Annotated in this window: 12 protein-coding genes; 7 read left to right on the top strand and 5 right to left on the bottom strand. The window is 67.9% G+C overall.

Going from position 1 to position 11,743, the window contains the following annotated elements:
• The first annotated feature begins 870 nt into the window (after positions 1-870).
• Positions 871-1,677: a lipoate--protein ligase family protein gene (locus ACQE3M_RS05685; protein ID WP_430504498.1), complete on the top strand. Its 807-nt coding sequence runs from the start codon at positions 871-873 to the stop codon at positions 1,675-1,677.
• Positions 1,678-1,730: 53 nt separating this feature from the next.
• Here the strand turns inward: ACQE3M_RS05685 and ACQE3M_RS05690 are convergent, their stop codons facing one another.
• Positions 1,731-2,264: a redoxin domain-containing protein gene (locus ACQE3M_RS05690; RefSeq protein ID WP_430504499.1), complete on the bottom strand. Its 534-nt coding sequence runs from the start codon at positions 2,262-2,264 to the stop codon at positions 1,731-1,733.
• Positions 2,265-2,399: 135 nt separating this feature from the next.
• Between ACQE3M_RS05690 and ACQE3M_RS05695 the strand changes: the two genes are divergently transcribed.
• The 3 genes from ACQE3M_RS05695 to ACQE3M_RS05705 all read left to right on the top strand — a co-directional run bounded on the left by ACQE3M_RS05695 (position 2,400) and on the right by ACQE3M_RS05705 (position 5,778).
• Complete coding sequence (locus ACQE3M_RS05695; protein ID WP_430504500.1) at positions 2,400-3,245, top strand: deoxyribonuclease IV; 846 nt, start codon at positions 2,400-2,402, stop codon at positions 3,243-3,245.
• A gap of 98 nt (positions 3,246-3,343) precedes the next feature.
• Positions 3,344-4,222, top strand: a complete 879-nt coding sequence (locus ACQE3M_RS05700; protein WP_430504501.1) for a class I SAM-dependent methyltransferase — start codon at positions 3,344-3,346, stop codon at positions 4,220-4,222.
• Between the two features lie 890 nt (positions 4,223-5,112).
• A complete protein-coding gene (locus ACQE3M_RS05705; protein ID WP_430504502.1) occupies positions 5,113-5,778 on the top strand; it encodes an MBL fold metallo-hydrolase in 666 nt (221 codons plus the stop codon).
• A gap of 21 nt (positions 5,779-5,799) precedes the next feature.
• Here the strand turns inward: ACQE3M_RS05705 and ACQE3M_RS05710 are convergent, their stop codons facing one another.
• Positions 5,800-6,477: a DUF7095 family protein gene (locus tag ACQE3M_RS05710; RefSeq protein WP_430504503.1), complete on the bottom strand. Its 678-nt coding sequence runs from the start codon at positions 6,475-6,477 to the stop codon at positions 5,800-5,802.
• Positions 6,478-6,639: 162 nt separating this feature from the next.
• Between ACQE3M_RS05710 and ncsA the strand changes: the two genes are divergently transcribed.
• Positions 6,640-7,608 carry a tRNA 2-thiolation protein NcsA gene (ncsA, locus tag ACQE3M_RS05715; protein ID WP_430504504.1) on the top strand — a complete coding sequence of 323 codons (969 nt, stop codon included), beginning with the start codon at positions 6,640-6,642 and terminating at the stop codon, positions 7,606-7,608.
• Between the two features lie 246 nt (positions 7,609-7,854).
• On the opposite strand, the gene ftsZ is transcribed toward ncsA, so the two are convergent.
• The 3 genes from ftsZ to ACQE3M_RS05730 form a co-directional block, all read right to left on the bottom strand.
• Positions 7,855-9,033, bottom strand: a complete 1,179-nt coding sequence (gene ftsZ / locus ACQE3M_RS05720) for a cell division protein FtsZ (protein WP_430504505.1) — start codon at positions 9,031-9,033, stop codon at positions 7,855-7,857.
• A 2-nt stretch (positions 9,034-9,035) separates the two neighbouring features.
• Entirely contained in the window at positions 9,036-9,218 is a 183-nt protein-coding gene (locus ACQE3M_RS05725; protein WP_430504506.1) for a ribbon-helix-helix domain-containing protein, read from the bottom strand.
• A gap of 215 nt (positions 9,219-9,433) precedes the next feature.
• Complete coding sequence (locus ACQE3M_RS05730; protein ID WP_430504507.1) at positions 9,434-10,039, bottom strand: double zinc ribbon domain-containing protein; 606 nt, start codon at positions 10,037-10,039, stop codon at positions 9,434-9,436.
• Positions 10,040-10,180: 141 nt separating this feature from the next.
• Here ACQE3M_RS05730 and ACQE3M_RS05735 point away from each other — a divergent pair, with 141 nt between their 5' ends.
• Both ACQE3M_RS05735 and ACQE3M_RS05740 read left to right on the top strand, forming a co-directional pair.
• Positions 10,181-10,978, top strand: a complete 798-nt coding sequence (locus tag ACQE3M_RS05735; protein ID WP_430504508.1) for a PAS domain S-box protein — start codon at positions 10,181-10,183, stop codon at positions 10,976-10,978.
• 78 nt (positions 10,979-11,056) lie between these two features.
• Positions 11,057-11,665 carry a translation initiation factor IF-2 subunit beta gene (locus ACQE3M_RS05740; protein ID WP_430504509.1) on the top strand — a complete coding sequence of 203 codons (609 nt, stop codon included), beginning with the start codon at positions 11,057-11,059 and terminating at the stop codon, positions 11,663-11,665.
• Positions 11,666-11,743: the final 78 nt, after the last annotated feature.

Here is an 11,743-nt window from a genome sequence, read left to right on the forward strand (position 1 = left end):
TGGGTGGGGAGGATCGAAAGTCCTCGGCCGCTCTTGTTTATAAACGAGGAGCTCAGGCGCAGACACTGCTACGCTTGACAGCACCGCAAACACCCAGAAAGCCCTTGGCCGCTCGCGGTCGCTGCGCGACATATCTGAACCTCTCAGCACCGTCCGGTTCAGATAGGGGTCGGCTCAGCGACTCCCCTCCGGCGCGACCGGCCGTCGCCCTTTCAGTCCGCCAGGACAGCACCGCACAGCAACCGCCACCGCGACCGCACCGCAACCGCAAGCCTCGGCCCTCCCCAGCCTCGGCCGGGGCGCGCCGGCACCGCCTCGGAAGACGGTCCGGGCTGCCTGCAGTAGCGGGCTGCCGGGCTGCGACTTCCGGCCCCTCGTTCGCTCCGCTCACGAGGACACCGCCGCGGCGCGCCACCGCCCTCCCTCGCACGCGTTGCTCGCGCGCGCCGGCCGCCCCGCACCGGACGCCGGACAGCTGGCGGGCGATACCGGCGACGCAGCCGCCGCGCGCGACGCCTGGCCACCACTCGGTGGGCGGGACTGAAAGGGGCAGCCGCTGCGCGGGAAGCCCTGCGAAGTAAGCACCGCAACGGCGAACGACCGGAGGGAGTGAGCCGTGAGGAGCGCAGCGAGCAGCGCGACCGCGCAGCGGCTGGGGCTTTCTGGGTGTGCTGAGTGGTGTCGCAAGCAACGACAATCGATCTTGTTTATAAGCGCGACTGTTCATCGGCTTGGACTTTCTGGATGTACCGAGTGGTGTCGCTGGCGACAACGACCGAACAACCGGATACACGCACGTCCACAGGACCCAACCGTGATTCATCGAATACGAACGCAATCACTATCAACGCACGAATCCCGAACACGCGTATGAATGCGCCCGAGGGCGACTGGCGGCTGATCCGCGAGGACGTGCGACCGGGGCCGATGCAGATGGCGCTCGACGAGGTCGCCGCGGAGACCGCCGCCGACGGCGGTCCGTGGACCGTCCGCGTCTACCGCTGGGACCCGAGCTGCCTGACGATGGGCTACCGGCAAGCGCCCGACACCGTCGACTGGGACTTCTGCGAGCGCGAGGGGATCGACGTCACCCGCCGCCAGACCGGCGGCGGCGGCATCTATCACGACAACTACGGCGACATCGCCTACTCGATCGCGGTGCCCGCTGACGAGGTGCCCGGCGAGCTGCTCGACTGTTACCACCTGCTCTGCGAGCCGATCCTCGACGCCTTCGACCGGCTCGGGATCGACGCCGACTACGTCGACGAGTCGATGCCGGAGCTGTACCACCCGGCCTGCTACCTCAGGGAGCTCCACCCCGCGCACGACGTCGTCGCCGAAGGGCGGAAGATCGCCGGCAACGCGCAGTACCGCCGCGACGACGCCGTCATCCAGCATGGCTCGCTGACCTACTCCGTCGACGCGGAGCGCCACCTCGGCGTCTTCGCGGACCCGCCGACCTCGCCCGCGGAGTTCCGCGAGCGCGTCGTGGGGATGGACGAGCTGGTCGACGTCGACCGCGAGGCGGCCGTTGGTGCGGTCCGCGACGCGCTCGCGGACTGGGCCGACGCGAGCGAGGGCGACTGGACGGACGCCGAGCTGGAGCGTGCGCGCGAGATCGTCGACGAGAAGTACCGGAGCGACGACTGGGTGCACCAGCAGCCCGGATCGCGCTGAGGGGTCGGACCGGGGCGGGTTCAAATCCCCCCTCCGGCTCGGTGGTCGCGGTTTCAGAAGCCGAACGTCTCGGGTTCGGATTCGCCCAGGATCTCCATCACGTCGTCGTGGATCTCCCCGACCGGCGGCGTCGCCCGTGTCGGGTCCAGCCAGTGGTCGCCGACCCAGCGGTAGCGCACGGTGCCGTCGGTGTCGATCAGGAAGCAGGACCGCCTGGAGCGCTGGAACAGGCCCAGCGTCCGGTACTTGACCTCGAACGCCGCTGCGAGCTCGAGGTTCGTATCCGCGTACATCGGGAAGGTCAGATCCAGGGTGTCGATGAATTTCCGGTGGAGCGACGGCCCGGACTTGCTTGCGCCGACGACGCGGACGTGGTCGCCGGAGGCGAACCAGTCGAGGTCGCGGAACGAGCACCACTCCTTGATGCAGTCCGGGCTGAAGTCGGCCGTATAGAAACTCAGCAGGAGCGGCCTGTCCGCGTACAGCTCCGCGAGCGGCACGTCCCGTTCGTCTCCGTCCGGCGTGACGAGCGTCGCCGTCACGGCGGGCGCCTCGGCGCCGACGGGGAGTCCGGTGCTTCCAGGCATGGTCTATGCGTGGCGGCCAAGGCGTATAAATCGTGACCCGTGGTGCGCCGGCGCTGGCCCGCCGCCGCGGCGTGACGCGGCGCCACCGTTGACCGCTTCCGAAGCGGCTTTGACGGTCGCTCGCCACGTGTCCGTATGACTCTCCGAGTCGGTGCGCACGTGTCGATCGCGGGCGGCGTGGACAACGCCGTGGGGAACCAGCTGGACGTCGGCGGCAACTGCGGGCAGATCTTCACCCACTCGCCGCAGGTATGGCAGGACCCGAACATCGGCGACGAGGAGGCCGAGAAGTTCCGGACGGGCACGAAGAAGAACCTGAAGGGCCCGTGGGTGATCCACACCTCCTACCTCGTCAACCTCTGTACGCCGAAAGACGACCTGCGCGAGAAGTCGCTCGACTCGATGCAGAAGGAGGTCGACGCCGCCGCCCAGCTCGACATTCCGTACGTGAACGTTCACCTCGGCGCCCACACCGGCGCGGGCGTCGACGGCGGCCTCGACAACGCCGCCTCCGTCCTCGACGAGGTCGACGTGCCCGAGGGCGTCACCATCCTCGTCGAGTCCGACGCGGGCTCGGGGACGAAGCTCGGCGGCGAGTTCGAACACCTCGCCGAGGTCATCGACCGCACGGAGCAGGACGTCGACGTCTGCCTCGACACGGCCCACATGTTCGCGGCCGGCTACGACCTCTCGTCGGCGCCCGCGGTCAACGAGACCATCGCGGAGTTCAACGACGTCGTCGGCTTAGAGCACCTGGAGTACATCCACCTCAACGACTCCAAACACGAGTGCGGGACGAACAAGGACGAGCACGCTCACATCGGCGAGGGCCTCATCGGCGAGGAGGGGATGGAGCGCTTCATCAACCACCCGGACCTTGCCGACGTCCCGATGGCGCTGGAGACGCCGACGGAGGACGGCAAGAGCTTCGAGTGGAACATCAATCGCGTCCGCGAGCTGCGCCACGACCACGAGGAGTAAACTCCCGCAGTCGTCGATAGCGGGGCGTCCTTGCTTCGCCCCGACGACTGCCGACGCCGAGGGATGAGCCTTATTTCTCCGGGGAGAGAACCCCGGCTGTGCGCCGCTTCTCCGCCGAGTACCTCGAACGCACGCGCCGCGGGATGTGGGCCGACAGCCGCGCAGCCCTCGCGGACCTCGACCTCGCGGCCCACGACCGCATCCTCGACGTCGGCTGCGGGACGGGCGAGCTGACGCGGGTCCTCGCCGAGGAGGCCCACCCGGACGCGACGGTCGTCGGCGTCGACGCGGACCCCGAGCTCCTGGCAGTCGCCCGCGAGGAAGCGACGGTGGACGAGGGAGCGGCACCGGGCGAGGGAGCGTCACCGGGCGAGGAAGGGACGCCGGACGAGGGGCCAGCCGAGCGCTCGTTCCTCGCCGGCGACGCGACGCGACTGCCCTTCCCCGACGACGCGTTCGACCTGGTCGTCTGTCAGGCCCTGCTCATCAACCTCCCCGAGCCCCGGGTCGCGGTCGCGGAGTTCGCCCGCGTCGCCGCGGACCGCGTCGCCGCGATCGAGCCGAACAACGCCGAGGTCGCTGTCTCCTCGACCGTCGAGGCCGAGGAGGGGCTCGAGCGCGAGGCCCGGGAGGCGTTCCTCGCCGGCGTCGGCACCGACGTTGCGCTCGGCCGGCGCGTGCAGGAGCTGTTCGACGAGGTCGGCCTCGGCGACGTCTCGACGGACCGGTACCACCACCGGAAGCGCGTCGAGGCGCCCTACACCGAGGCCGCGATGGAGGACGCAGCCCGAAAGGCGAGCGGCGCCGGCATCGCGTCGCATCGCGCCGAACTGGAGTCGGCGCTCTCGGAGACGGAGTACGACGAACTGCGCCGTCGCTGGCGCGAGATGGGTCGAGCCGTGGTCGAGCAGATGCAGTCGGGCGAGTACGAGCGGATCGAGATCGTTCCCTTCGACGTTACTGTTGGTCGGGTTTGAAAGTCGGGAGGTCGTTGGTGGATTTTTGTCTGTAAACTGGAAGTTCAGGTGCAGAGGCTGCTACATTGGACGATAGCAGCCAGAAAGCCTTCGGCCGCTTTTATAAGCGAATTTGAACAGGTGATACGGACTTGCGCTCGACAGCACCACAAACGCCCGGAAAGCCCTCGGCCGCTCGCGGTCGCTGAACGACATATCCACGCCTCTCAGCCACGAAAGACGGTCCGGGCTTCCGTTGCGTCTTCGACGGACGGGTCCGGGCTGCGACTTTCTGGCCTTCGCTCGCTGCGCTCGCGAAGACACCGCCCGGCGTGGATAGGGGTCGATTCAGCGACTCCCCTCCGGCGCGACCGGCCGTCGCCCTTTCAGTCCGCCAGGACAGCAGCGCTCCGCAACTGCGACCGCAACAACACCGCCCAACAACCGCACTTCCTCAGTCCTCCCCAGCCTCGGCCGGGGCGCGCCGGCCCGCACCGCCGCGGCGCGCCACCGCCCTCCCTCGCACGCGTTGCTCGCGCGCGCCGACCGCCCCGCACCGCACGCCGGCCAGCCGGCGCGCGTCGGCGGCGATCCAGCCGCCGCGAGTGACGCCTCGCCACCACTCCCGGGCGGGACTGAAAGGGGCAGCCGCCGAGCGCGAAGCCCTGCGACGCTAGCACCGCAACGGCGAACGAGCGAAGCGAGTGAGCCGTGAGGAGCGCAGCGAGCAGCGCGAGCGCTCGGCGGCTGGGGCTTTCGAACCCTGCTGAGTGGTGTCGCCGGGGACGGAACCCGATCTGCCGGATAACTGCGAAAGTCCACAGGCCCGACCGTTCGAGATCGGCGAACGAAGTCCAACAGCAAATACGGCGAGGTCTTTTAAGTCCCATCTCACCGAAGCCACACATGACATGTCCGTCAGTTACGACGATCTCCGGTTCGAGCGGCTCGGGCACGCCAGCGTGCGCGTCGAAACGAGCGACGGGACGGTCGTCTACGTCGACCCGTGGAGCGACGTCGTCGAGGGCGACCCGAGCGACGGCGACGTGGTCTTCGTCACCCACGCCGACTTCGACCACTACGACCCTGACGGCATCGAGGCCGTCGCGGGCCCGGACGCGACGGTAGCCGTCTTCGAGGGCGTGGACACGAGCGACCTCGACCGGGACGTGGTCGCCCTCGCGGAGCGGGGCGAGACCGTCGTCGACGGCATCGACGTGGTTACGGAGCCCGCGTACAACGAGCCCACCGGCGGCCACGTCGACGAGGACGGAGAGCCGTTCCACGCGCAGGGCGACGGCATCGGCATCGTGCTCGGGCTCGCGGGCAACAGCGTCTTCGTCGTCGGTGACTCCGACCACCTCCCGCACCACGACGCGCTCTCGCCGGACGTCCTGATCCCGCCCATCGGCGGCCACTACACGATGGACCGCCACGAGGCGGCCGAGCTCGTCGAGGAGACGGACCCGGACCTGGTGCTGCCGGTTCACTACGACACCTTCGAGCCGATCGAGACGGACGCCCGGGCGTTCGCCGACGTCGTCGAGGGCCTCGGCGCGCGCGTCGAGCTCTTTTAAGCGGAGGGTTCCGCCAACCGCTCAGACTACGTCGCCGCGGACCGTGGCGCCCTCCGTCTCCGCGCGCTGCTGTTCGATGGTTTTTGCGGCCGTTGCGGCCGTCTCCGCGTCCGCGCCGAGCATCTCGAGGGCGCCGTCGAGGGTCGGCATCGCGAACGAGCCCTCGCGGAGCTTCTCGAACGCCTCGGGGTCGCGCTCGCCGTCGACCCAGAGGCAGACGCCCCGCGGGTCGAGGATCTCCTCGTAGGTGTCGCGGGCGAGCGCGCCCTCCAGCCGCTGGGTGACGTTGTCGTCGAAGCTCGCGTTGCACACCTCGAGGTGGATCGGCTCGTCGTCCAGGAGCAGGTGCGCGGCGAGGCACTGCTCCGGCGCGGCGTACCCGCCGTCGTTCGCGCGGATCAGGTCAGTGTGCTGTTCGGCCCAGTCCGCGCGGACCGTGCCACCGATACCCTTGACGCCGTATTTGCTCTCGTAGTCGACGTCGTCGCCGTCACCGGTGCCTGCGCCGCCTGCGCCGCCGCCACCCCCACCGCCGAGGAGAATGTCCTTCGTCACGTAGACGTCCAGTCGCTCGACGGGGTCGAGCCCGAGCGCGACGTCGCCGTACACCCAGACCTCGCGGACGGGAACCGGCATCGTCTCGGACTCGACCGTCTCGACGATCTCCTCGACCCGGTCGACGGCAGCGCTGCGGTCCATTACGCCCGGATTGGGCGTCGGCGTTGAAACCGGTTGCGTCCCGGCGCGACGGTATTCGCTCCGGGGTGGCGACGCTCGTATGCCATGGCTGTCGAGCCCGGCAGTTCCCGGCGTCACGCGGGCCCGAAACGGGTTTCCGCGGCGGCGCGCTACGCCCCGGTAATGAACTGTGACAAGTGCGGCGCCGACGCGGTGACCCACGCCGCCTACTCCGGCGCCCACCTCTGTGAGACGCACTTCTGCGAGTCGGTGGAGAAGCGGGTTCGGCGTCGCGTCCGCGAGGACGACCTCATCCCGGACGACGCGACGCCCGAGGATCCCGAGACGTGGGTCATCGGGCTCTCCGGCGGGAAGGACAGCGTCGTGCTCGCGTCCATCCTCGACGACACCTTCGGGGTGGACCGGCGCGTCGAGATGATCGCGCTGACGATCCACGAGGGGATCGAGGGCTACCGCGACGAGAGCCTCGACGCCTGCGAGGAGCTCGCGGCCGACCTCGACATGCGCCACGAGGTCGTCACCTACGCGGACGAGATCGGCGTGGAGATGGACGACGTGGTCGAGAAGGACCCCGAGAACATGGCCGCCTGCGCGTACTGCGGCGTCTTCCGCCGGGACTTACTGGAGACCTATGCCGACGAGTTCGGCGCGGACAAGCTGCTCACGGGCCACAACCTCGACGACGAGGCCCAGACGGCGCTGATGAACTTCCTCGAGGGCGACGTCCAGCAGGTCGCGAAGCACTTCGACGCCTCCATCGGCTCGTTCGACGACCGCGAGGACCTGGGGGCGTTCGTCCCACGAGCAAAGCCCCTCCGCGACGTGCCCGAGAAGGAGGTCGCGCTCTACTGCCACCTCCGGGACATCCCCGCGCACATGGCCGAGTGCCCCCACGCCGAGGAGTCCTACCGCGGGGAGATCAAGGAGCTGCTCCACGAGCTGGAGGAGAACCACCCCGGCACGCGCCACTCGATCATGGCCGGCTACGAGGAACTGTCAGCGCTGGCGGCCGACCGCTATCGCGAGGACGGCGAGGGCGCCGACCTGCAGGAGTGCGCGGAGTGCGGGTCGAAGACGAGCCGCGAGGTCTGCCGGAAGTGCCGGCTGGTCGAGGCGATCGAAGCGGTGTGACGCCTGAACGGTCTGCCCCCGAAGTCCACTGAAGCCGAATCAGTCTCCGTCGGCGACGGCGATTCTCCCGATCTCGCTGTCCACGTTGCTAGCGCATTCGGAAGCTGGCCCACTGTAGCAGTGCTGGTGTGAGTCGTCGCAGGCGAAAGAGGGGGGTAGGCATGGTGGCACGCCTCCCCGTGCATCGACGTTCGCTCAAAAAGAAGTTGTCGCGTCGTCGTCCCGTGGGAGTTCGTCGACGGGCCGTTAGCGGATGACGTCGAGGCCGTTGTTCTGCTCGACCTCCTCGCGACCGCCGTCGGACTCCCAGGCTGCGGCGTCGGCACTCTCGGAAACGGTGCCGGGTTCGGGATCCTGGAGCTTCTCGCGGGACTTGTCGGCCTGCTTCTGCGTGGACGGGCCGAGCACCTGCGCGCTCTGGACGCCGGTCATGATCGCCATCACGCGAACCTTCCCCTTGTACTCCTCCTGGATGCGGGCGCCCCAGATGACGTTGGCGCTCGCCTCGAGGCGTTCGGTGATGTTGTTCGCGATGCCCTCCGCCTCTTTCAGCGTGAGGTCCGGCCCGCCCGTGATGTGGACGAGCCCGCCGGATGCGCCGCGGTAGTCGACGTCCAGCAGCGGGTGGTTCATCGCGTCGTTGACCACTTCCTGCGTCTTGTTCTTGTCCTGGGTCTCGCCGACGAGCATCACTGCGACGCCGCCCTGGTTCATGATCGTGGACATGTCCGCGTAGTCCAGGTTGATGAGGGACGGCTGAGTGATGGTCTCGGAGATCCCCTTCACCGTCTCGGCGATGATCTGGTCCATCACCGAGAACGCCTTGCCGATCGGCAGGTTCGGCACGTAGTCGAGGAGGCGGTTGTTGTCGAGGACGATGATCGAGTCGGCCTCGTTCCGGAGCTCTTCGAGCCCTTCCTCCGCTTTCACCGTGCGGGCGCGCTCGACGTTGAACGGCGTCGAGACCATCCCGACGACGATGGCGCCCTGCTCTTTCGCGATCTTCGAGACGACCGGGGCCGCACCGGTACCCGTCCCGCCGCCCATCCCGGCGGTGACGAAGACGAGGTCCGCGTCGCCGAGGACCTCCTTGATCGTCCCCTGGGCCATCTCGGTGGCGCGCTCGCCCATCTTGGGGTCGCCGCCGGCGCCAAGCCCCTCGGTGAGGGACTTGCCCACGAGGATCTTCGTATCGGCCTCGATCATCTTGAGGTGCTGCTTGTCGGTGTTGATCGCGATCGTGTCCGCGCCGTCGACACCGATGTTGTACAGGCGGTTGACCGTGTTGTTGCCGGCCCCGCCAGCCCCGACGATGACGATCCGGGGGTCCCCGAACTCGTCGTCGTCGGCGCCGTCCAGCGCCTCGTCCATGTCGCGTTTCTCCTGCTCGGCGTTGTCAAGGGCGTCCTGAACGATATCCTGCATACTTACACCTTGGCCCAGCTGCGTTCGTTCGTCCGACGACCCTCGGTCTCGCCGTCGTGCTCGCTTAGCATCTCACGGACCGCCGACCGGATCGCTTCGCTCCGGTTCGGGAACTTGCCCGTTTCGACCATCTGTTCGACCTCCTCTATCTGCTGTTTCGGGATTCGTAGTGTCACACGCTCCATATTGTCATTCCCCCGGTAAGACGGAAGCACGTGGCTTTGGTGTCTCACGCCCCGTAATCGCCGGAAAGAGCGGGGACCCGCTCCGCGGCGTCCGGTTGTAAGACGACCGTCTTACACGAATGGATGCACAGAAGGAAGATACTTAAAATTACCGCCGGTTGTAAGACATCCGGCGGGAATAGCGTATACAGTGCGTATACGCCCGTTTTTGTGTGTTATCGTGTGTCGAGGACGTCCGCTGCCGGCGTCCGACGGCCGCAGCCCGGGCAGAACGACCAGTCCGACCGGAGCTCGTCGCCGCACTCACAGAACACGCGATGGGACCGTTTCTCGCCGCAGTTCGGACAGTATACGTGGTCGTCCGGCATCGATTCACCACAGCTGTCACACGACGCGACCCCATCCGCGGACTCGTCGACGGCTTCTCCAGCCGAGGTTTCGACGCGGTCGGACTCCTCCGACGCAGTCGCGGTCGACCCCTCGACCTCGCCGCCGACTCCATCGAGTGAGACGTTTACGTTCACGTCACGCCCACTCTCCGGCGTTTTCTGGGGGTACCGACCGAATCGATCGCCCAGCGCCGCGTCGAGCCGGTCGTCGATCATCGAGTCGATCCGGGATTCGAGCGCCGAATCGAGGCGGTCGTCGACCACCTCACCGACCCGGTCGTCGATCACGTCGTCGACGTCGGACGACTCCGCCGCGGCACTCTCGTCGAGGTACGACCTGAGTGCCTCGCGCATAATCTCGCTTTTCGACTCTTGACGGCCTTCGAGCCGAGCCACGAGATCGTCGTCCGCGCGGAACGTGATCTTGCTCATCAATCGTGTTACGTTTACACGGAGGGATATAAGAATCTTGCTCAGCGTCTGACAAACTTACGTATGCTGGTAGGAATGACCTCACGCTGGCGGTGACCCCGGCCATAAGGTCTTTGATGGTCCCACGGTCCATCGATGGTAATGCGAGTCGAATCCGAAGCTGACGACGCCCGATCTGCGGACCTCGACGTGGTTTCTGCCGGTGAGTTCCTCCGAGCCAGTCCGGACCCGACGATAACCGTCGCCCGCGACGGGACAGTGCGAACGGCGAACCCGGCAGTCGAGACTGTCCTCGGCCACGCACCCGGTACGCTCGTCGGCGAACCGGTGACCCAGCTGCTTCCGGACCGCTTCTTCGAGACCGCCGCCGAGGTCGCGAGCGAGTACCTCGAAACCGGCCGGTCGCCGGTCGGGACGCGGAACCTCGAGGTGTTCGCCCGCCACGCCGAGGGGTACGAGGTTCCTCTCTCGGTGACGCTCGTGGAGCACGAGCAGGGCGGGGAGCCACGGGTGACGCTGGTGGGTCGCGAGATCACCGAGCGGATCGACCGCGACGCCGAGTTGACGCGCGAGCGCGACCGACTCGCGACGGCGCTCGACGCGCTCGCAACGGCGCCGGACCACGCCGCACACGCGCTCGGGGACCTCGTCACCGACGCGTGGGAGCGAGTCGAAACGGGCGAGGAAGCCCTCGCGCTCGACGTCGATCGGACCGTCGAGGTCGACGGCGACCGCGCACGAGCACTGTTCACGGCACTGCTCGCCGCGACCGCGCCGCTGGACGGCGCGGTTAGCGTCGACGACGGAGAGCGAGCCGAGACGGACGTGCGGATTTCCGGGAGCGCAGTTGCGACTGACCTCGGCGCCGCTCCCGCGCTCGCCCGAGCGATGGACGCCACGCTCGACCGGGACCCAACGTCGATTGCGGTTACGTTCTGAGCCGGCCAGTGGTCGCGGTGAGCAGCGGGCGACGTGGCAACCCGGAAGCGCTTTCAGTAGTCGTCGCCTCCCGATCGTATGGAATACGAGGCGAGTCTCGACCGCGCGATCGACGCGCTGCCGGACCTCGGCGGCTCCGACGAGCGGCTCCAGGTTCCGGACCCGACGGCACAGAAGGACGGCGCGTTCACCCGACTGACGAACATCTCCGCGATCGCCGACGCGCTCGGACGCGCGGCCGAGCACGTCCACTCGAACATCCAGCGCGAGCTGGGGACGGCCGGCCAGTTCGAGAACGGCGTGGCCCGCTACAACGGCAACTTCCGCGCGGGCGACTTCCAGGAGGCCCTCGACGGCTACGTGGCGACGTACGTCACCTGCTCGGAGTGCGGCCTGCCGGACACGAAGCTCGTGACCGAGGACCGGACGTCGATGCTCCGCTGTGAGGCCTGCGGTGCGTTCCGCCCGGTCGCCAAGCAGACGACGACGTCGACGACGACGGTGGAGGACACCGTCGAGTCGGGCAACACCTACGAGGTCGAGATCGTCGGTACCGGCCGCAAGGGTGACGGCGTCGCGGAGCGCGGCGACTACACCATCTTCGTCCCGGGCGCGGAGGAAGGCCAGACCGTGAAGGCGTACATCAAGAACGTCTCCGGCGACCTCGCGTTCGCGCGCCAGGTCTAACGGCGACTCCGGGACTCCGACCCGGTCCACTCACCACCTCGCCGTTTATCTGCGGCATTTTTCTCCACCTATTTTGGC

Source organism: Halosubterraneus shenae (assembly GCF_050510935.1).
In the GTDB taxonomy this organism is placed as follows: domain Archaea; phylum Halobacteriota; class Halobacteria; order Halobacteriales; family Haloferacaceae; genus JBDGPU01.

Bases quoted from the DNA above. Each gene is read 5' to 3' on its own strand.
- ACQE3M_RS05685 (WP_430504498.1), top strand. From the start codon at position 871: ATGAATGCGCCCGAGGGCGACTGGCGGCTGATCCGCGAGGACGTGCGA.
- ACQE3M_RS05690 (WP_430504499.1), bottom strand. From the start codon at position 2,264: ATGCCTGGAAGCACCGGACTCCCCGTCGGCGCCGAGGCGCCCGCCGTG.
- ACQE3M_RS05695 (WP_430504500.1), top strand. From the start codon at position 2,400: ATGACTCTCCGAGTCGGTGCGCACGTGTCGATCGCGGGCGGCGTGGAC.
- ACQE3M_RS05705 (WP_430504502.1), top strand. From the start codon at position 5,113: ATGTCCGTCAGTTACGACGATCTCCGGTTCGAGCGGCTCGGGCACGCC.
- ACQE3M_RS05710 (WP_430504503.1), bottom strand. From the start codon at position 6,477: ATGGACCGCAGCGCTGCCGTCGACCGGGTCGAGGAGATCGTCGAGACG.
- ncsA (WP_430504504.1), top strand. From the start codon at position 6,640: ATGAACTGTGACAAGTGCGGCGCCGACGCGGTGACCCACGCCGCCTAC.
- ftsZ (WP_430504505.1), bottom strand. From the start codon at position 9,033: ATGCAGGATATCGTTCAGGACGCCCTTGACAACGCCGAGCAGGAGAAA.
- ACQE3M_RS05725 (WP_430504506.1), bottom strand. From the start codon at position 9,218: ATGGAGCGTGTGACACTACGAATCCCGAAACAGCAGATAGAGGAGGTC.
- ACQE3M_RS05730 (WP_430504507.1), bottom strand. From the start codon at position 10,039: ATGAGCAAGATCACGTTCCGCGCGGACGACGATCTCGTGGCTCGGCTC.
- ACQE3M_RS05735 (WP_430504508.1), top strand. From the start codon at position 10,181: ATGCGAGTCGAATCCGAAGCTGACGACGCCCGATCTGCGGACCTCGAC.
- ACQE3M_RS05740 (WP_430504509.1), top strand. From the start codon at position 11,057: ATGGAATACGAGGCGAGTCTCGACCGCGCGATCGACGCGCTGCCGGAC.